At 38.3% G+C, this 20,624-nt stretch carries 18 protein-coding genes and 1 pseudogene; 9 read left to right on the top strand and 10 right to left on the bottom strand.

Features of this window, described 5'->3' with window-relative positions; all coding sequences use genetic code 11:
* Positions 1 to 29 precede the first annotated feature (29 nt).
* Positions 30 to 628 (top strand): annotated as a pseudogene (locus tag BBI08_RS08355) (class I SAM-dependent methyltransferase).
* 183 nt (positions 629 to 811) lie between these two features.
* On the opposite strand, the gene BBI08_RS08360 reads toward BBI08_RS08355, so the two are convergent.
* From BBI08_RS08360 to BBI08_RS08380, 5 genes are all read right to left on the bottom strand, one after another.
* Positions 812 to 1,297, bottom strand: coding sequence for a DMT family transporter (locus BBI08_RS08360; protein WP_008496345.1), 486 nt, complete (start codon positions 1,295 to 1,297; stop codon positions 812 to 814).
* Between the two features lie 11 nt (positions 1,298 to 1,308).
* Positions 1,309 to 1,977, bottom strand: a complete 669-nt coding sequence (locus BBI08_RS08365) for a Crp/Fnr family transcriptional regulator (protein ID WP_065527967.1) — start codon at positions 1,975 to 1,977, stop codon at positions 1,309 to 1,311.
* Positions 1,978 to 1,990: 13 nt separating this feature from the next.
* Positions 1,991 to 2,416 (bottom strand): DMT family transporter, encoded by a 426-nt coding sequence (locus BBI08_RS08370; protein ID WP_065527968.1) that lies wholly within the window; start codon positions 2,414 to 2,416, stop codon positions 1,991 to 1,993.
* A gap of 264 nt (positions 2,417 to 2,680) precedes the next feature.
* Positions 2,681 to 3,457 carry a 3-hydroxybutyrate dehydrogenase gene (locus BBI08_RS08375; protein WP_008496348.1) on the bottom strand — a complete coding sequence of 259 codons (777 nt, stop codon included), beginning with the start codon at positions 3,455 to 3,457 and terminating at the stop codon, positions 2,681 to 2,683.
* Between the two features lie 50 nt (positions 3,458 to 3,507).
* On the bottom strand, positions 3,508 to 4,791 hold the full coding sequence (locus BBI08_RS08380) for a GntP family permease (RefSeq protein ID WP_008496350.1): 1,284 nt from the start codon (positions 4,789 to 4,791) through the stop codon (positions 3,508 to 3,510).
* A gap of 375 nt (positions 4,792 to 5,166) precedes the next feature.
* Here BBI08_RS08380 and BBI08_RS08385 point away from each other — a divergent pair, with 375 nt between their 5' ends.
* The 4 genes from BBI08_RS08385 to BBI08_RS08400 all read left to right on the top strand — a co-directional run bounded on the left by BBI08_RS08385 (position 5,167) and on the right by BBI08_RS08400 (position 8,834).
* Positions 5,167 to 6,594, top strand: coding sequence for a GntP family permease (locus BBI08_RS08385; protein ID WP_201764024.1), 1,428 nt, complete (start codon positions 5,167 to 5,169; stop codon positions 6,592 to 6,594).
* Positions 6,595 to 6,795: 201 nt separating this feature from the next.
* On the top strand, positions 6,796 to 7,686 hold the full coding sequence (locus tag BBI08_RS08390; protein ID WP_008496352.1) for a hypothetical protein: 891 nt from the start codon (positions 6,796 to 6,798) through the stop codon (positions 7,684 to 7,686).
* A gap of 58 nt (positions 7,687 to 7,744) precedes the next feature.
* On the top strand, positions 7,745 to 8,254 hold the full coding sequence (locus BBI08_RS08395; protein WP_040850369.1) for a GNAT family N-acetyltransferase: 510 nt from the start codon (positions 7,745 to 7,747) through the stop codon (positions 8,252 to 8,254).
* Between the two features lie 43 nt (positions 8,255 to 8,297).
* Complete coding sequence (locus tag BBI08_RS08400; protein ID WP_008496354.1) at positions 8,298 to 8,834, top strand: dihydrofolate reductase family protein; 537 nt, start codon at positions 8,298 to 8,300, stop codon at positions 8,832 to 8,834.
* A 126-nt stretch (positions 8,835 to 8,960) separates the two neighbouring features.
* On the opposite strand, the gene BBI08_RS08405 is transcribed toward BBI08_RS08400, so the two are convergent.
* The 3 genes from BBI08_RS08405 to BBI08_RS08415 all read right to left on the bottom strand — a co-directional run bounded on the left by BBI08_RS08405 (position 8,961) and on the right by BBI08_RS08415 (position 12,651).
* A complete protein-coding gene (locus tag BBI08_RS08405) occupies positions 8,961 to 9,656 on the bottom strand; it encodes a hypothetical protein (RefSeq protein ID WP_083383303.1) in 696 nt (231 codons plus the stop codon).
* Between the two features lie 23 nt (positions 9,657 to 9,679).
* The gene (locus BBI08_RS08410) at positions 9,680 to 11,119 is read right to left on the bottom strand and encodes an MATE family efflux transporter (protein WP_008496357.1); all 1,440 of its coding nucleotides are present in this window, start codon (positions 11,117 to 11,119) and stop codon (positions 9,680 to 9,682) included.
* A 209-nt stretch (positions 11,120 to 11,328) separates the two neighbouring features.
* Positions 11,329 to 12,651, bottom strand: a complete 1,323-nt coding sequence (locus BBI08_RS08415; RefSeq protein ID WP_065527969.1) for a VTT domain-containing protein — start codon at positions 12,649 to 12,651, stop codon at positions 11,329 to 11,331.
* Positions 12,652 to 12,954: 303 nt separating this feature from the next.
* On the opposite strand from BBI08_RS08415, the gene BBI08_RS08420 reads away from it, so the two are divergent.
* Positions 12,955 to 14,247: an APC family permease gene (locus BBI08_RS08420; protein WP_008496361.1), complete on the top strand. Its 1,293-nt coding sequence runs from the start codon at positions 12,955 to 12,957 to the stop codon at positions 14,245 to 14,247.
* Between the two features lie 87 nt (positions 14,248 to 14,334).
* Here BBI08_RS08420 and BBI08_RS08425 read toward each other — a convergent pair whose 3' ends face one another.
* A complete protein-coding gene (locus tag BBI08_RS08425) occupies positions 14,335 to 15,681 on the bottom strand; it encodes a multicopper oxidase family protein (protein WP_237146583.1) in 1,347 nt (448 codons plus the stop codon).
* Positions 15,682 to 15,701: 20 nt separating this feature from the next.
* The gene (locus BBI08_RS17365; protein WP_257785804.1) at positions 15,702 to 15,836 is read right to left on the bottom strand and encodes a hypothetical protein; all 135 of its coding nucleotides are present in this window, start codon (positions 15,834 to 15,836) and stop codon (positions 15,702 to 15,704) included.
* 183 nt (positions 15,837 to 16,019) lie between these two features.
* Here BBI08_RS17365 and BBI08_RS08430 point away from each other — a divergent pair, with 183 nt between their 5' ends.
* The 3 genes from BBI08_RS08430 to BBI08_RS08440 all read left to right on the top strand — a co-directional run bounded on the left by BBI08_RS08430 (position 16,020) and on the right by BBI08_RS08440 (position 20,549).
* Positions 16,020 to 16,928, top strand: a complete 909-nt coding sequence (locus BBI08_RS08430) for a F510_1955 family glycosylhydrolase (RefSeq protein WP_065527970.1) — start codon at positions 16,020 to 16,022, stop codon at positions 16,926 to 16,928.
* 60 nt (positions 16,929 to 16,988) lie between these two features.
* Positions 16,989 to 19,046 carry a heavy metal translocating P-type ATPase gene (locus tag BBI08_RS08435; RefSeq protein WP_065527971.1) on the top strand — a complete coding sequence of 686 codons (2,058 nt, stop codon included), beginning with the start codon at positions 16,989 to 16,991 and terminating at the stop codon, positions 19,044 to 19,046.
* Between the two features lie 204 nt (positions 19,047 to 19,250).
* Positions 19,251 to 20,549, top strand: a complete 1,299-nt coding sequence (locus tag BBI08_RS08440; protein WP_156874342.1) for a murein hydrolase activator EnvC family protein — start codon at positions 19,251 to 19,253, stop codon at positions 20,547 to 20,549.
* The last annotated feature ends 75 nt before the right edge of the window (positions 20,550 to 20,624 follow it).

The following is a 20,624-nucleotide window of genomic DNA, read 5'->3' on the forward strand; positions in this document are numbered from 1 at the left end:
AAAGCAATACCAAATTAGGAGGTAGAAGTATGACGTCTTGGCATGAACGTTTTCAAACTAAAGAATATTTGTACGGAACAGAACCGAACGTATTCATCAAAAATACCCATCCAAACTTTAATCTTTCAGGGGATGCCCTTGCGATAGCAGAAGGCGAAGGACGCAATGCCGTATATCTTGCGGAACAAGGAATGCGGGTTACTTCCTGGGATATTGCACAAAGTGGCTTAGATAAAACAGTGCAACTCGCAAAAGATCGTTCTGTAACTGTTTCAACCGAATTGGTAGATTTGTCGCAAGCCATATGGCCAGAAAACAAATGGGACGAAATTATTTGTGTGTTTGGTCATTATCCAAAAGAGGTCCAGCAGCAAACATTCGAAGGGGTAAGACGTGCGTTAAAACCAGGAGGTTATTTTTAATGGAAGTGTACTCTGTTGATCAACTCCACTATGGGACAGGTGGACCGAAAACAGAACAACTTCTATATCGGGCAGAAGAAGTGTTGTCGGCATTTACCGACTACCGAATCGTTCATTTTTTCACAGGGGAAGTCATAAGAAATGAAGGAACTTTACATAATGGCTTGTCTCATGTGATTCAACTTGCTGTTCAAAAGCCGATTTAAGAAGAAAAAGAATAATAAATTATCTATTTATATTCAAATAGGATACTGCGCGCCGAGTTTCCTCTTCTCGAGATAATTAACTCAAGTGTGAAAAATAGAGAGAACCCCAGCAATTCTGATAAGTTCAGGTTGTTGGGGTTTTCTCTACTTAGTTCGAAAATATAAAAGCCGTAATTGTGATTGTCACACACGGCTCGTTTGTGCAACATCAGAAGAAGTGGTGCGGTTTGTTGTTGACTTAGGTCCAAGTTGAAACAGCAATGCACCACTTGCGATTAACACAAGTGCAGCAAGAGACTGCCAAGTGAAAGGGACTTTTTCAAGGCCGAACCAACCAAGCGTATCCCAAACAAGCCCGAAAAATATTTGAGAGATCATGACCAGTGAGATGGCTGCACTCGGTCCTAATTTCTGGACGCCTTGAGTAACGGAAGCGACAACTCCAACGCCGATAATGCCACTGAACCAAAACCACGGCTCGGCTTGAAAGTGGAAAAGAGTTTTTCCTTCGAAAACGAGTCCTGCTAACAATGAAGCGACAAAGCCGAGAAGAAGAACAAGGGCGGTCGTCGACCAGACACCTACCTTTTTTTTGACGTTCGCATTAAAGGTGTTTTGGACGCAGACGAATGCGCCACCTAGAAAAGCTAGCAGTATGCCGATTGCCATGAAATTTCCCCCTATTCGTAAATATTGTGGCCCAACTGTTTCAGCATTGAGTCGCGATTAGTTATTTTAATTTTCCCGCGCTTTTTCAAAATCCAGCCCTGTTCTTCAAATTGCTTCAATACCCGATTCAAATGCCGGTAGCTTGTGCCGATTAAATCTGCCATGTCTACGAGTGAAGTAGAGTCGAGCGTGGTATCATCTGGTGTCATTGCCAGTAAGTAGCTAGCCACCCGAACATCGACTGCATATAACAAACTGAAATTCATAGCATGCGATTTGACCTCGAATTTGTGGGTAATCGTCTCTAGCAAAAACTGTAGCCATTTCGCGTTGTTCATCATATCATTTTCCAGGGCCTCGTACGGAATGCGAATGACCGTTGTTGTGGTAACGGCTTCAACTGTATTAATCAGCGTACATTTTCGGATATATTCAATATCTCCAACAAAGTCAAATGGAGATTTAAATGCCAATATAAGTCTTTTACCTTCCGGTGATAACCTTGATACTTTTAATTTTCCTTCAACTAGCAAATACAGCGTGTCGGATTTCTCACCTTGTGAAAACAACCGGTTACCACCTGTGTAAGTTTCCAATTTCATGGCTTGTTGTACGCGATCAGGGAACATCGTGCTCAAGTTGTATTGATTGAGGTAACTGGATACAGTTTCTTTTTTCATAATAGACACTCCTTTACCATTTCAAGACAATGACGCCTGCAATCATCAAGGCAACACCGAGGATGTGATTGCGACCAATGGTTTTTTTTGACATGTCCAGCCAACCTTTAGAGTCAATCAGTACGGCTGTGATCAGTTGTGCAATTAAAAACACGCCAATCGTCAGTGTCACGCCCAAGCGGTGAATCGCTGTCATGTTGCTGAACAGCACAATGGCTGCTAGCATACCGCCTGATGCATAAAGCGGCGAGACCTGTGTCAGCTGTTGATACGACCGATCTTTTAATGCCAAGACGATTGCTAATGCTAAGATAAAGCCAGTAAATTGGGTCATGGTGGCAGCTTGCCATGTGCCGATTTGCGAACTGATGGCGGCGTTTGCGACACTTTGAAACGTCAGAAAAAAACCTCCTGCCAATGCAAAAAATATACCTTTCATTCGATTCACACTCCTTATATCCTGCTAACTGTACAAGCAGCAAAAAAATACCGAAAGGACATATGTCCCATTATTATTCCTTTCTTGGTATTGTTTGTCTAGTAGCATGGAAAATGAAGGAGTTTCTTTATTGTTTCGTCTAATTTCAGTCATTTACGCTGAGCATATTAGGTAACTTTTGATTTTACCAATTGTTCCTATAACAAAGGCGCGATAGGCATCAGCTTTTCAGCTGATGCCTATCGCGCCTTTTGGTTTATAAAGTTATTGTGCTGTGTAACCGCCATCGATGACAATTGTTTGGCCAGTGATGCTTTTCGCTTTGTTACTTGCCAAGTATAAAGCGGCATCTGCAATTTCAGCAACGTCAAGCAAACGTTTTTGAGGCACAAGTGGTAAAAGAACTTCTGCAAGTACTTTTTCGATTGGTACATTACGCGTTTTAGCTAAATCAGCCATTTGACCACGTACTAATGGTGTATCGACATAGCCCGGTGCAATTGCATTAACTGTGATGCCGTGTTCTGCTCCTTCTAAAGCAGCAACTTTTGTCAAGCCAATAACGCCGTGTTTAGCACTGTTGTAAGCAGCTTTGCCAGCAAAACCGATTAAACCATTGATAGAAGAGATGTTAATTATGCGGCCAAATCCTTGTTCTTTCATGATTGGGAAAACCGTTTTCGTTAAGATGAACGGTGCTGTTAACATGATTTTTAGCATCAATTCGTATTTAGCTGTCGGGAACTCTTCGATAGGTGATACGTGTTGTAAACCGGCATTGTTAATGACGATGTCAACGCGACCATAAGTTTTCTTTGTTTCTGCAACCAAGTTTTGAAGTTCTGATTCACTTGTTACATCTGCTTTAACGCCAATTGCTTCAAAGCCATCGTTTCTCAATGATTGAGCAGATTCTTGTAATACTTCATTATTAATATCTGATAAAACAACTTTTGCTCCACTTTCTGCGAAATGTTTTCCAATTTCAAAACCGATACCGCGAGCGGATCCAGTAATAATTACGACTTTTTGTTCTACCATGTTAAATTCCTCCATATAATATATTTTAGTGTGATCAGTGTTTGGCGGGGCTATACTAAGCCAATACCGCCCATAATAATGCCGACAATTACAGCGATTGTTGGGATAACCAATGCTACAACAAAGACATCTTTATATGTTTCTTTATGAGTTAATCCTGTAACCGCTAGCAAGGTCAGTAATGCACCATTGTTTGGCAATATAGATGCACCAGCTGCTACAGAAGCCATGCGGTGGAAAACTTCTGGATTGATACCAGTAGTTTGCGACAAGTTATAAAACGTATCACCTAGTGTACTAAGTGCAATTCCCATACCACCTGAAGCGGAACCGGTAATCATGGCCATAACTTGAATCGCTAACGATTGAGCAACCAAAGGATTGTCCGATACATTGAGTAGCCATTCTGTAATGTTGTCAAAAGCAGGCACGATTGCTATGACAGCTCCAAAACCAACAGCCGCACTAGTGTTAAGGATAGCCATCACCGAACCTTTTGCACCTTCGTTAATCGAGAAGATAAATTTCTTATAATCTTTCACATTGATTAACATAATGCTGACAATACCTAGCATTAATGCATAAATCGGCTCGAGTTTTACAACATTCAAAAGGATGACAACTACAATAAGAGGTACTAGTGACAAGAGCCAATTTGGTGTAGAACTTTCGTCGTCTTTTGAAGCACCTGTTTTTTCACGCATAGAAAAACCTTCACCTTTTGCCGAAAGTTTTTTCTCTCGGTATGCTAACCAGGCATAACCTCCAACTGCCATGATCAACGTAGTAACGATTCCAATAATTGGACCCGCTGTTGGCGTTGTATTGTAGTAAGCAATCGGGATTAAGTTTTGAATCTGTGGTGTGCCAGGCATTGATGTCATTGTAAATGTGAATGCGCCAAGCGCAAAAGTAGGAACTAAAAGTCTCCGTGTAACGTTTGCTTCACGGAACAATTCAAGCGCAATTGGGTAAACAGCAAAAACGACAACGAACAAACTGACGCCACCGTAAGTCAATAACGCAGATGCGATAAGTACGCCTAAAATCGCACGTTTCCCCCCAATTAATTGAGTGACTTTCTTAGCGACAGCTCTCGCAGCTCCTGTTTCTTCCATCAATTTACCGAATACTGCACCCAGTAAGAAGATCGGGAACCATTTCTGAACAAAATTTACTAACCCATTCATATACGTATCTGTATAGGTTGAGTAAACGTCTAGTCCGCTTAAAAGTGCTACGACTCCTGCTGCTAATGGAGCCACCCATATAATAGACCATCCCAAATAGGCAAGTGCCATCAATAGGATTAATCCGATAAGAATGCTTAACATATGTTCTCTCCTCTTTCTAATCTGTGAATCTATTATTTTGCCGAAGCAAGGACTTATTATACACGAATAAAGATATATTGAAATAAATATATGATAAATAGTAAAATAAAAAATAATTGCGATATTTACATTTTTTCTTGTATTTTTGTTATTTTTGCTATTTAATTAAGCATCTATAAGTGTGTTTGAAAGCAGAGATTTATATTTTAGGTGGATATGTGAATATACTTTCGATTTAATATTATTTTAAAATTATTAAATCGAGCTAAAAATGAGATGATTCAAAATAGGTTCACAATTAGATTGCCTAATCTATAAAGTATGTCGCATTCGTTCATTTCTTATGAAAATCGCAATTATTTTGGAGGAAGAATGATGGATTTATTGATTATTTTATTGGCGCTTGGATTGTTAATGTTCGTGGCTTATAAAGGTTTTTCGGTGATATTGTTTGCGCCACTTTGTGCGTTATTGGCAGTTTTCTTGATTGATCCAGCAAATATTTTGCCGTTCTATTCAGGTATTTTCATGGACAAGATGGTCGGCTTTATCAAGCTTTACTTTCCTGTATTTTTACTAGGTGCTATTTTTGGTAAAATTATTGAAATGTCAGGCATCGCAGAATCGATTGCGAAAACAATTGTCCGGTTTATTGGGGCGAAACAAGCGATGCTTGCCATCATCATTTTAGGAGCGATCTTAACTTATAGCGGCGTTAGCTTATTTGTTGCTGTTTTTGCGATTTATCCATTTGCGGTGCAATTGTTTAAGCAAGCAGATATTCCGAAAAGACTTATGCCTGCGACAATCGCGCTCGGGGCATTTACGTTTACGATGGATGCACTGCCAGGAACGCCACAAATTCAAAATGTCATCCCAACTTCATTTTTTGGGACGGATATCTATGCTGCACCACTTCTAGGGATTATTGGTGGCGCAGTTGTTTTGTTTACCGGGTTATCTTATTTGGAATTCAGACGCAGACAGGCGAAAAAAGCTGGGGAAGGCTATGGTGGATTTACCGAAAAGTCTGCTAGTGACACACTAGATAAAGAAAACCACCCTAGTATAGAGTTGTCTTCTAGCAATTCTAAAACCAAACAGCTTTTAGCATTTGTTCCTTTGGTTTTGGTTGCAGTAATGAACAGTTATTTGGTACGAGCTATTCCGGGGTGGTATCCAAACGGATTCGACTTTGCGGCTTTAGGACTCGATAACTATTCAATCGACGTCACCTCAAATGTAGCAATATGGGCGGTTGAAATTGCACTAGTAGCAGGGATTCTTGCAGCACTTCTTTTCGATTGGAAGCGAGTTATGGAGAACATGAAAGATGGTCTTAATACGAGCATCAATGGATCATTATTAGCTGTTATGAATACGGCATCTGAATATGGATTTGGTGGCATTATTGCAGCACTTCCTGGTTTCGCGAAGATCAGTGACAGCATATCAGGAACTTTCACCAATCCATTAGTTAATGGGGCGGTTACTACTAGTGCTCTTGCAGGTATCACAGGATCTGCTTCTGGCGGAATGGGGATTGCGTTAAGTGCGATGGGCGATCAATTCAATAAAGCCATAGTTGCCGCTAATATCCCCCCAGAAGTTATGCACCGGGTCGTCGCAATGGCATCAGGCGGGATGGATACTTTGCCGCATAACGGCGCAGTTATTACGTTGCTAGCGGTCACTGGACTGACGCATAAACAATCTTACGGTGATATTTTTGTCATCACGTTGATCAAAACTTTAGCTGTTTTTGTTGTCATTATCATCTATACATTGTTTGGCATTGTCTAAACTTTTATTCTACTGAAAAGCTGTCGACTCTGATGAGACTCGACAGCTTTTTGCATCTCATAAAGAGAAGAGACAGATGATTTTAGGCTAGTAAGGAGGAATAAGGAAAAAACAATTGAATTACTAATAGTTAAGGGTAAGTAGGTACTGCTTATTTAAACTCAAGTAATTGGTGACAAAAATAGGAATGGGGTATTTTATATGAATAAACTATCTCTTGATCAATTTGAAAAAGCCGCTTTGTTTTTAAAAACAACAGCACGACCTTTAGAACGGACTTTATTTGCATGGGAATTTGAAGGTGGTAGCTCTGAGGCTGTTTTAAGTGAAGTGAAAAAATTTCAGAACAAAGATGGTGGATTTGGTTATGGCTTGGAATCGGATTTTCGCTGTGAGGAATCTTCAGCTTTGGCGACTGCGGTTGGATTGCATCTTTTGAGCGATATTGGCGTAACAGAGACAGAAGTAACAGTGGAGAAGGGCATTCAATATTTACTAAATACGTTTAACCAAGAAAAGCAAGGGTGGCAAATCGTCCCATGTGCTGTTGAAAATGCACCGCGAGCGATTTGGTGGAACTACAGTGAAAATTGGGCATGGGGCAATCCGACCGCTGAAATCATTGGACTTCTCCATCATTATCAGAGCTTAGTACCGGCGGATTTCTTAGAAGAAATCACATCCCGTGCATTAAATTATTTAAATAACTTAACCACATATGAACCGCATGAGTTGCTTAGCTTTTTAAAACTGTATAAACAACTTCCTGCGTCGCAGCAGGCTGTTATTTATCATAAATTAAGCGACATTTTAAAAGAATGTGTAACAACAGATTCAAATCAATGGGACTCATATAGCCTACAACCTCTTCAAGTTGTTTCTACACCTAACTCTGATTTTTACGATTTATTTAAAGAAATAATTCCAGAAAATTTAACATATGTAATTCAAAGGCAAACTAAAGATGGCTATTGGAATCCTACATGGCAATGGGGGCAATTTGAAAAAGAGTGGGAAGTAGCAAAACAGGAATGGCAAGGTGTGCTAACGCTCACTAATTTGAAAATTCTTCGCGCATTTAATGCACTGTAAACGAGTTAAATTTTGAACAGTTAATTTTTCTAACTAGAAGATAGTGAGGTCTCATATTTTGTATTTTAAAACAGAACGATTAATTGCAAGAAAGTTAGTGCAGAACGACTTTACGGCGTTTAATAACATGCAAACTAATCACTGCGTGATGAAACATACACTAGGTAGAGCAAAAACAATTGAAGAAAACAGAGAAGAGCTAGAAAATATTCTTAAGATATATACGCTAAATCACACAAATAAACAAATCATGGGTGTTGTGAGAAAGTCTGATAATATGGATATGTTAATCGGCACATGTGCAGTCATAAACAAAGCAAGTACTCGTTTTGAAATAGGCTATCGCTTTTCTGAAGAATATTGGGGAAGCGGTTATGGCCTCGAAATTTTAGAAGGCCTCGTCACTTATTGTTTAACTGAATTAAAGGCAAAAGAAATAACGGCTGAAGTTTATAAGGAAAATGTGCCGTCAATTAGGCTTCTCGAGAAATCTTCATTAGAATTTGTGAGAGAATATGTTGAAGGCGATAAAAAAGTTCTCTTATATGCGTTAATTAAAAAACAATAGTAAGCATTTATCGAGAGATTTGAAAAGGATGGTGGAATTTTAAATGAGAAAGTTAATTTTGAATTTAGCCATTAGCTTAGATGGTTTTATTTCAGATGAGCACGGGGGATTTGATTGGATTGTAGGGCATGGAGATACCAAAAACGATACGTCCGATGTTTTTGATTTTGCCGAATTTCTGGACAGTATCGATACCATCGTTATGGGTTCAAAAGCATACGAAGATGTAGTATTAACCAATCTTGATACGTATGACGATAAGAAAATCTTAGTTGCAACGACAAGAGCGCTTGAGAAAAGAGATAATGTAGAATTTATTCAAGGTGATGTTTGTAAAGTTGTCTTGGCATTAAAAGAAAAAGAAGGCAAAGACATTTGGTTATACGGGGGAGGTATTCTTGCTGAACCATTTGTGAATGCTAACCTTGTAGATGAATACATTATCGGAATTATTCCAACCATTTTAGGACGGGGACGGACGTTGTTTAAAGGTGATAATCCCAAAATCGATTTACATCTTGATCGTGCAACTGTGACGGATGGTATCTCGATGCTAGTTTATAGCAGAAAATCAAGCTGAACTAAATTTCATAAGATTTAACGTCAACAATTCTTGCTGACTTCTCGGCACTGCTAAAAAAACAAGTAGCGAAATTTATCGCTACTTGTTTTTTCTTAAATGTGTAGTTCAAAAATTTAGCTGTTCCTATTCGTTAGAAAACACTTTGACAGCAAACGGAAAGTGCATAACACCCGTATCTGAAAAGTTGAATTCAGCCCATAATTTATAAAATCCTGCCGAAGGAAAGTTGGCTTCGAAAACAGTTTGATCATTAGATGTGGGATGAACATGTAGAAATTGTTTTCCATTTTCATCTAATACAACCACATGACCTAAAGCACCTAAATAAGGTAAAGGAGTCTCATTATTTAAATCAAAAGATAATGTAGCAGATTTACCAGCAATTAGTTGTGGTCTTTGAAATGTAACTTTTTTACCTTCAAACTCTTTTGTTGAACGATCACTTTCAATAAGAGTTTCCCAATTTATTTCAGCAGTGTGGGAACTCTCCCCGACAGTTATTGTGTTTGGTTCAATCGTATAATTCAATCCAACGGGATTTATGTCCACAAATGTAAGGTAACGATCTTCAGGTAAATTCACATCCACTTCGTAATCGCCAGACTCGTTTTCAATAGGGTGAACGTGTATAAAGTTTTCAAAATCTGAACTGACAATAATTAAATGTATTTTTTTTTCATGTGTTTCGGTTAAATCCACCGGTTGATTGTGTAGATCTCTAATTGTGATGGTCACACGTCCGGAATTGTATGTCGTATTTACTTGTACTTCAGAAGCTCCGCTATTTTCTTCATGATGTTGGTGATGATTAATATTCAAACAAAACGCCTCCTTGGTTTCTTTTAATAATTATTTGAATTAGTAGACATATTTTCTTTATTAGTTTGTGGGTGACATTGAGATTCGGGTTCAGGTGCTTTTTCAAGCGTCATCCATTGACCGCGTTGGAATTGAATCACTAACACGACTGATCGAAATGCAATATCAATTCCTATTGCAATCCAAACACCAGCTAATCCGAAGCCTAACCGGATTCCTAATAAATATACGAGAACTGTACGAACAGCCCACATACCAACTGCAGTTAAATACATCGGGAACTTTGTGTTATTTGCTCCTTGGAACGATCCAGTTAACACCAATAACACAGCAAGAAAGGGTTGAAAGATACCTGAAATTTTTAAAGCAGTACCAATATCACTAATTACCGCAGGGTCTTCTGTGAAGAAAGCAGCTGCCCATTCTCCAAAGAAAAACAAGACAGCCCCCAATAAAGTCATACAAAAAACAGTGAACTGGATAGACAACTTCGCATACTTTCTCGCCTCATCTAAATTTCCTGCTCCAATTTGTTGACCCACAAGAATAGTAGCTGCTGTAGCAAAGCCATATCCTATCATGTAAGAAAACACTTCGACGTTACCAGCTATTTGGTGCGCTGCAAAAGCATTAGTGCCAAGTGCTACAACAAATCCAAAATAGACAATTTGGCCAGCTCGCATAACTAAACGTTCTCCGGCGGCAGGTGCCCCTAAAGAGGAGAGTTCAAGTAAATGGTCTTTATCTAATTGCCAATAATCTTTTCTAAATGCGAGTACCCGATTTTTATTGATGTAAAAGAAAAGAGCAAAACTACCGATTAAACGCGAGACAACGGTAGCAATTGCTGCACCGACAATGCCAAGTTCCGGAATAAATAAAAACCCGAAAATTAATACATAATCGAGCAATGCGTTAATCCCATTAATAACAAAACTAATCATCATTGGGGTTTTAGTATCACCTGAACCTCTCAAGATGGCACTCATAACAAACATTAAGGACATTATGACTGAAGGGATACCGACAATTCGAAAGTATAAGGTACCCAATTCCAACACTTCATCTTCAATGCCCATTAACTGTAGAAGTGGCTCAGCAAAAAACCACGTTGCGATACCCGTCAAAATCCCCAAAAGAACTGCGAGTAGTATAGATTGCTGAGAAATGTGTCTAGCTTTTTCCGGCTGATTTGCCCCTAAAAAGTTAGCAATCCGTACATTGGCTGCAACTCCGATTGCCATAAAAAGTGCAAAGTAAATAGCAAGTACCGCATTGGTAATCCCTACTGCTGAAACGGCGGCTAAACTGATTTGAGACACAAAATAAGTATCCACAAAACCTAGCAGCGTTTGAAAGAAATTTTCTATTACTGCAGGCACAGCCAAAATTACAATGATTTTCAAGCGATCTCGATCGTTTTGTGGTTTTAACACATGATCTTTTACAATTGGCTTTTCCATAGAATTTGTCCTTTCCCAATCTAGCTTTGATTGTAATTTTTTAATCCGTTATTTTCTGATACTTTATAAAATTTCCCTTTCCTTTTACGAGATAAACTCCATAGAAAATGCATAGTTTCCTTAAAGAATCCAAAGTTAATAGAAAGAAAAAAGGAAGAAAAGTGATATCTGTTCATCACTTTTCTTCCTTTGATTATAAAAATATATTTTTATAAATTAGCTTTTCTTTTTAAAGCACCATCTTTAATTTTCAAGTTTTTTAGTAACAGCAGAAACTCAAAAGTGAAAATTGTAAGCCCAAGCCACACACCCCCAAAAACATAGCCCGCTAAAATATCACTTGGAAGCTCTACCTCTAAAAACATGCGGTTTAAAGCAATTAAAATCAAAAGAATTAATAGGACAAAAGGAAAGAATGTGCGTATCCAAACCTTTTCGATGGTTTTAACTAAGATAAAGACGACAATACCATAAATCACTAAGGTCATTAAAGACTGCTCACTCGGAAATGAATACCAAAGGTTTGCTAGTGTTTGATTTAGAGGAGAAAAATGATGAAATATTTTTCTTATCAATTCTTCGTATATTTCTCCACCTCCAACGACCACCAATAGGAATAATAATCGGGGAACTATATCGATATTTTTCCGTAAAATCCACAAAACAATAAATAGAAGAATTGTGATCAAGGTGTTTTTTGAACCTAGGAACGAAAAAAACAAGATGAAAGTAGACCAAGATTCAGTAAAAATAAACTGGATTATTAGATCCGTAATGTCGTTGAAATCTTGAAATTCATTTCCTAAAAAGTCCTGTATTAAGCCAATCATTAAAAGAAATAAACCAAAAGTGACTATTGCTGTGCTTATTAATAAAATGGCGACCTTTTTACGCGAATGCATTAAGTATAAAGAAATTTCCAAAAAACGAGTGGCGTAATCATGGAACTGCGCTTTGTATTTTTTGTATAGATACATTCCGACTAAAAAAACAATTGCGAATATAGCAGCTATGAAGAAATATTTTTTGATCGAACTATGAAATTGTTCCCATTCGGGACCTAAAATTTTGCCGAATGTTATAAATAGACTGACCCAAAGAAAAGCGCCACTATATGCATATAAGGCATATAGTCGAAATGGTATTTGAATAATGCCGGAAAAATAGCCTGTAATATGTCTAATCCCCGGTATAAAATACGCAACGATTAACAACTTATTTCCGTGTTTATTAAACCATACGGATATCTTACTGATTTTTGCTGGTCCCATATGAAAATGGTGTCCATATTTGGTGAAAAAAGGTGCTCCTAATTTGCGGCCGATAGAATAGGAAATGGTCATTCCGATTGAAGTACCTGCACCTGCTACGATTATGCTATAAACCCAGTTTAAATCATGTTGGTACACAAGAAATCCGCTGTAAGTCATAAGGACTTCGCCAGGTATAGGAAAAGCAATCAGTTCAAGAAGTAGTGCTCCGAACAAAACGATATATCCATACTGTTCAAGGTAAGCAATGATATTCTCCATAAGAAATGCCTCCAAAAAGTATCTCGTATAAATCAGTTTACAGCAGAAGTGAATGTCACTCTAGGCTAAAACCAAATGTTGTGTCGTATTTATAAAATGGCTGTGTGCAAGTTCAACTTCTCACTATATACATAAAACTATTTAAATGTGCAGTTTGTGTCGAATTTTCATATTCCTGTTTAACTAAAAGTTGTCTAGGGAAAATTCAAGTAATCGCAAAGCAGTGTGGACAGCTAACTTTTCATCGAAATGTAGCATGGTTCATTTGTTATAATGCTTGTACATAGAATGGAGGAATGGAGAATGGCAGATTATAAAAAGGATAGTATTTCCTTAACGGGGGCCGTCGGATTAGGAACCGGCGTGATGATTAGCGCAGGAATTTTCGCCTTACTCGGACAAGTCGCGCAACTTGCAGGAGCTTGGTTCCCGTTAATATTTATTGCGGGTGGGATTGTCACAGCGTTTAGTGCTTATTCTTATATTAAATTGAGCAATGAATTTCCATCAGCCGGTGGAATTGGCATGTTTTTAGTCCAAGCGTATGGGAAAGGGACAATTACAGCTGCTGCTGCATTATTAATGGCAATTTCAATGGTCATTAACCAAAGTTTGGTTGCTAGAACATTTGGGACGTATACGTTACAACTTTTTGATGTGGATCAATCAAGTTATCTTGTACCACTATTAGGGGTCGGGTTACTAACTTTTGCTTTTCTAGTAAATATTTCTGGCAATAGCTTTATACAGTCGTTTACATCCATAGCGTCACTACTAAAAATTGCGGGACTAGCTGTTTTTGGGATAGGAGGATTAAGCGTTGCTGGATTTTCTTTTGCACCTGCAGAAAGCGGAGGGAATTCGGTAGATCCTACAATCGCTAGTTACATAGCTGCTGTAGCGTTAACAATTTTAGCTTTTAAAGGGTTTACAACGATCACCAATAGTGGTTCTGAAATAACCAAACCTAAGAAAAATGTTGGCAGAGCCATTATGATTTCGATTTCAATTAGTTTGCTTGTTTACTTATTAATTGCATGGTCAGTTTCAAGTAATTTGCCGTTGGACCAAATTATTAAAACAAAAGATTATGCACTTGCTGAAGCGGCTAGACCTGCATTTGGAGACTATGGACTTTGGTTTACTGTAGGTATTGCCATCATCGCAACAATTTCTGGAATTATCGCAAGTGTATTTGCTGTATCTCGAATGTTAGCGATGTTAACAGATATGAAACTGATTCCTCACAAACACTTCGGTATGCCAGGAGATATTCAAAAACATACCTTGGTTTACACGATTGTATTGGCGATGTTCCTAACCATCTTTTTCGATTTGAGTCGAATTGCTTCAATGGGAGCAATTTTATACTTGGTTATGGACATGATTATCCATTGGGGCGTGTTCAAGCATTTGCGCGAAAAAGTGGGAGCGAATTCAGTGATCGTGTTGACCGCGCTGTCATTGGATGCCGTCATACTCGCTGCATTTATTTGGGTAAAAATAAACTCTGACTTATTTGTTGTCGGTGTATCCTTTGTATTTATCCTGTTAATCTTTGCAGGGGAACGTTTCTTTTTAAAACGTACGGCTTAACCAATTTGCAAATGTTGTAAAACTGATCATATAAATACCCCCGAAAAGTTAGGTGAACCTTAACTTTTCGGGGGTATTTTTTATTATTTAATAGATTTCAATTTGTCCCATCATGCCATTGTCTTCATGTTCTAAAATATGACAATGAAATACGTACACACCTTTTTCTGGGAAAGTGACGAGCAGTTTTACTCTTTCTCCGGGATTAACTAATACACTGTCTTTTAATCCTTGTTCGTCTGGATCCACTTTTTTACCATCACGAGATATAACTTTGAATTGAGTCCCATGAATGTGGAACGGGTGAATCATACCACCCATCATATCCCTTTTATTGTATACTTCCCACACTTCAGTTACGCCTTGTTCTTGGCGTAAGTCAATGCGATCAGCATCAAACTTCTTGCCGTTAATCGTAACCATGTCCATCATGCCAAACAATTCGATATTTTTTTCAACAGGCATTTCTTTTTCCTCTTGCGATAGGAATGGCTCTTCAGTTGTCCACATTTCAGTTGAATCTGCGGTAGAACCGTCAAGTTCTAAATCAAATGGCAACAATTCGACACCTTCATCATTAATGATGGCAAGCGATTCTTCGGTTGTTAGTTTTGAAAAGTCGATTAAAATTTCTGCGCGCTCTGATGCTGCTAGTGTTAATTCTTGAGTCTCAACAGGTTCATCGAGCAAACTGCCGTCAGAAGCAATTTGAGTAAAGCTAGCGCCATTGCTTAGACTGAATGTGTAGTTCCGCGCATTCGATCCATTTAATAGACGGAAACGCATAATCGGTTCCGTAATCGTTAATTTAGGATTGACTGTGCCATTAACAATAGAAACGTCCCCTAACGTACCATCTTCATTCATAAGTTGATTGTAATTCAACTGCTTGTCTTCATCAAAAAGACGATCTTGGAAAATCAGTGGAATATCATTGACTCCATATTCGTTTGGTATAGTTGGATTTTCCTTATCGGAGCTATCGATAAGCAACATACCTGATAATCCTCTATACACTTGCTCAGCAGTCATTTCATGAACGTGTGGATGATACCACAAGGTGGCGGCTGGCTGGTCGGCTTCTAATGTGACGATTCGACTTTCACCTGGTTGGATTTCATCACTAGGGCCACCATCAATTTCACTTGGAACTTCAAGACCGTGCCAATGAAATGTAGTCGGTTCATTTAAATCATTGGTGATTTTGACGACCACCTTTTTTCCTTCTTCTATTGTAAGGGTAGGGCCAAGCAAATTACCGTTATATCCGTATGTCTCTGTTGAAACTCCTTTAAAGAATTCAGTAGTTCCTTCTTGTGCAACAACTTCATAATCGTAATTTTGATCTTTTTGCTTTTCGAGTAATGGAGGGATTGCCAATTCGTTTAATCCTTCAGAAGATGCAAGGGAAGGCACATTACCATGATTCATCATTGAACCCATACCACCTTGATTTATCCCCCCATACCTTGGTCATAATCTTCTTCGCTCATCATATTTGAATTCATCCCACCATTGTTACCGGAACAAGCAGATAAGGTTATAGCTAAAAAAAGCAATATTCCTATCAATTTATTTTTGTAATTCATCGTTAACCCTTCTTTCTTTCGTATATACTGGTACTTTACCTAAAAGATATGCATAACACGTGCAGGAATAGGGGCATTCTTATGGATATATGGATAAGGCTAAAAGAATTCAATCTGCACAAAAAATCAAAATATTTCCTTTACACTTGAGAGAGAACTGATTGTATAGAGAGAGGGAGAACGATGACTTTAAAGAAATTGGGATGGGTATTTTTTTTGAGTACAGTAATTTTATCAGGTTGTAGTAACAACACAGATTCAAAAAAAGAAATTACATTTTCAGGTGAACTAAATCATGTCCACGGGATGGGCTATGCAGGAAACAACAATGGGTTGTATTTTGCAGCTCATACAGGGATGAAAATTTATCGTGAGGGCAACTGGTTTACCATTTCTGACGATTTTTTCGATTATATGGGATTTAACGCAATAGACCAAGGGTTTTATACATCAGGGCATCCTAGTGCTGATTCTGATATGCCAAATCCACTTGGGATTCAAAAAAGTTTAGATGGCGGAAAATCTCTGGAGCATATTGCTTTCGAAGGGGAAACGGATTTTCATGCATTGGCTGTCGGATATATTAGCCAAGACATATTCTTGTTAAATCCACAAGCGAACTCTGAGTTAGCCGCTGGTTTTTACAAACTATCGAGAGAGGACAAGCAATGGGAGCCTGTAAATGCGGAAGGATTAGAAGGTGAAGTTTCAGCGCTTGCTCTACATCCGACCAATTCCAATATAGTTGCAGCAGCGACATCTAAAGGGATATACGTCTCAGAAGATGGCGGCGAACAGTTCGATCGAATTACAAATGAGGCTGATCGCGGAACAGCAGTTTTCTTTAATGAAAACGAATTGTTGTATGCAAGCTATGGAGAAAATGCCATGTTGACAAAATATACAGTGGCGAATAAAAAAGAAGAAAAAGTTAATTTTCCAAATCTTATACAAGATGAAGTTTCCTTTATTTCTCAAAATCCTACTAATAAAGATGAAATTGGGATATATACAATGCAAGGAGAAGTATTTTTAACAAAAGATAATGCAACGACTTGGATGTCGTTACTTGACGGAGGCAATGTACAATAACACAATGTGATATTTCCTTTATAGATTAAAAGCAATCAATAAAAATAAGGGGTGGTTACGATGAATTCCAACAACTCACATGACGATCATGAAAAACATGTACCAGAACATGAGCATAGTCACACAGAAATGAGTGAAAGTGAAGATCATTCAAATCATGATCATCAAGGACACGGTGGACATGGTGATATGGTTGCAGATTTTAAAAAACGGTTTTTTATTTCCCTGATTTTAACTCTTCCGATTTTAGCATTATCTCCTATGATTCAACATTTTTTAGGAGTCGATTGGCGCTTTGACAATGATCTGTATATTTTATTTGTCTTATCAACTATCGTTTTCTTTTATGGAGGATGGCCATTTTTAACAGGAGGAATTCGTGAGCTTAAAGATAAAAATCCTGGCATGATGACCTTAATCGCTTTAGCAATTACCATAGCTTATGGATACAGTACAATGGTCGTCTTTGGTTGGGACGGCAATCAGTTGTTTTGGGAATTGGCTACATTAGTTGTTATTATGTTGCTTGGTCATTGGATAGAAATGCGTTCGATTATGGGAGCTTCTAATGCTTTAGAGGAATTAATCCAACTCATGCCAAGTGAAGCACATAAACTAGACGAGAATAACAAAGTTCATGATGTACCGTTAGCTGAAATTCAAAACAACGATCGATTGTTAATCAAACCAGGCGAAAAAATCCCAGTAGATGGATTGATTATTGAAGGGAAGTCAACAGTAGATGAATCTATGTTGACAGGTGAATCACTTCCTATTGAAAAAGAAGAAGGCAACCAAGTTATAGGTGGTTCAGTAAATAATGAAGGTTCTTTAACAGTCGAAGTTGAAAAAACAGGAGAAGCATCCTATTTATCACAAGTCGTCAAAATGGTGAAAGAAGCGCAAGAGTCAAAATCTAAAACACAAGATTTAACGAATCGCGCAGCTAAATGGCTATTTTACTTAGCTATAGTGGCAGGACTTGTAACATTTTCTGTGTGGATATTACTTGGTTACCCTGTGGATGTGGCAGTAGAACGAATGGTAACAGTTATGGTTATTACATGTCCTCATGCATTAGGATTAGCTGCTCCGCTGGTGGTCGCCGTTTCAACTTCGATTTCGGCTAAAAAAGGATTATTAATTCGAAATCGCGCAGGATTTGAAGACGCACGCCATTTAAACGCTGTTGTTTTTGATAAAACAGGCACGTTAACAAAAGGCGAGTTCGGCGTAACCAATATTATACCTAGCGGCGATTACACAGAAGATGAGGTTCTGCAGTTTGCTGCTGCGATTGAACAAAATTCAGAGCATCCCATTGCAACTGGTATTGTGAATTCTGCTAAAGATCAAAGACTTGAGCTGAAAAGAGTGACCGACTTTGAATCGATTACTGGAAAAGGCATTCAAGGACAAGTAGAAGGTCAGAAAATAAATGTAGTGAGCCCTAGATATGTGACTGATAATAATCTAAGTTTTGATGAACATATGTTTAATGAGTTATCAGAAGAAGGGAAAACAGTTGTATTTGTATTAGTCAAAGATCAACTCGCTGGAATGGTTGCATTAGCTGATATCGTAAGAGAAACTGCTAAAGAAGCCGTATCAGCATTAAAAGAACAAGGCATTCATTCAATTATGTTGACTGGAGACAATCAAAAAGTTGCCGATTGGGTAGCTAAACAACTCGGCATTGACGAAGTTTACGCAGAAGTGCTCCCAGAGGACAAAGCCAACCAAATCAAAAAGATTAAAGATAAAGGTTGGAAAGTGGCAATGACTGGAGATGGTGTCAATGACGCACCAGCGCTTGCGACCGCACATTTAGGAATTGCTATTGGTGCTGGAACGGATGTAGCAATGGAAACAGCTGACGTCATCCTTGTTCGAAGCAATCCGAATGATGTTGTTGAATTAATGGATTTATCGAAAAAAACTTACAGGAAAATGGTACAGAATTTATGGTGGGCAACAGGCTACAATATATTTGCCATTCCATTAGCTGCCGGTGTTCTAGCCCCGTGGGGAATTATTGTGAGTCCGGCAGTGGGTGCAGTATTAATGAGTTTAAGCACCATCATTGTTGCCATTAATGCGAAGCTATTAAAAGCATAGTATGAGGAATAAAATACCCCGTTATTGTTATAAGTAACTAACAATAACGGGGTATTTTTTTATTTCAACAAATAATACTAGAAAAAATATGAATCTTCCCCCTTTTTTTCATTATTAGATAGCTTCTTGATAAATTTCCTGTAATATGAAATTAAAGATGTAAAAGATTGAAAAGGAATTAGGTAGATGGAAGGGGGCACAAACTTGAAGACAAAATCAAAATGGGTGGTAACTAATATTTCAATTGTATTGGCCCTTTCCATGTACGCACCAACACCAAATGCAACTACATTAAGCGTGCTTGAGAAAAAGCAGCAAGAAACCGAACAAAATAAAAGTGAATTGCATTCTGGAATTAAAGAAAAAACAAATGCCATAAATACGAATCAAATAACGTTGTTTGAAATTATGGAGAAAATTACAGAATTAACGAATAAGATTAACGAAATGGAATATTATATCACGGAAATTCAAGAAGAAATTAATCAACGAAAAATTGAAATTGATGAGGTGGAAGCATCAATTAAAGCATTTGAAAACAAAATAGCGGAGCGCACAGAATTGTTAAAAGAGCGTGCACGTGCTATTCAAATGAGTGGCGGATCGATTGATTATATCGATGTATTGTTAAGTGCCAATAGTTTTATCGATTTTATCGACCGATTCTCAGCTGTAAACACATTAATAGAAGCAGATCGTGAAATCATGTTGCAACAAGTTGAAGATACTAAACTATTAGCTAAACAAAAAACAATCGTGGAATCCAAACTTGTAGAGCAAAAAAATCGGCAATCCAAACTTAAAGAACTGAACGATTCAATAGCAGCTCAAAAGAAAGAACATGCTGAATTTGTTGTAGAGTTATCAGCGGAACAACAGCGATTAGCAAAAGCAAAATCCGAATTAGAAAATCGGTTTGAAGAGGAATTGGAACTTAGCGAGAAACTAGAAAAACAAATCATTGCCGAACAAGCCCGCCTTGCTGAATTGGCTAGAAAAGCTGAAGAAGAACGTAAACGAAAAGCAGCCGAAGAAGAGCGGTTACGTCTAGCAACCAGCAATCAATCAACAGCGAATGTCGCGAATAAGATTGAAAACTCTCCTCTTATTAGACCAGCAGCGGGACGCCACACTTCTGGCTTTGGGGGGCGTGACATTGGAGATGGAGCTGAAACACATTTAGGCTATGATATTGCGAATGCAACAGGAACATCGGTTGTCGCAGCGGCAGATGGTTATGTCTCTTTTGCAGGAGTAATGGGCGGATATGGCAACGTGGTAATTCTTACACACTCTATCAACGGTCAAACCCATGCGACAGTTTATGCACACTTGAACTCGATAAACGTTTCGATCAGTCAATTTGTTTCACAAGGTCAACAAGTTGGAGGAATGGGGAACACGGGGCGTTCGACTGGAACTCATGTACATTTTGAAGTGCACGTAGGGCCTTGGAATGGATCAAGATCAAACGCTGTGGATCCAGCCCAATATATATGGTAAACATTTTAAACAATCGTTCCAGTTAACAAGTGACGATTGTTTTTTCTTCTTTAAATTCTATTGTAAAGTAGGGCA

The organism is Planococcus halocryophilus, assembly GCF_001687585.2.
In the GTDB taxonomy this organism is placed as follows: Bacteria; Bacillota; Bacilli; order Bacillales_A; family Planococcaceae; genus Planococcus; species Planococcus halocryophilus.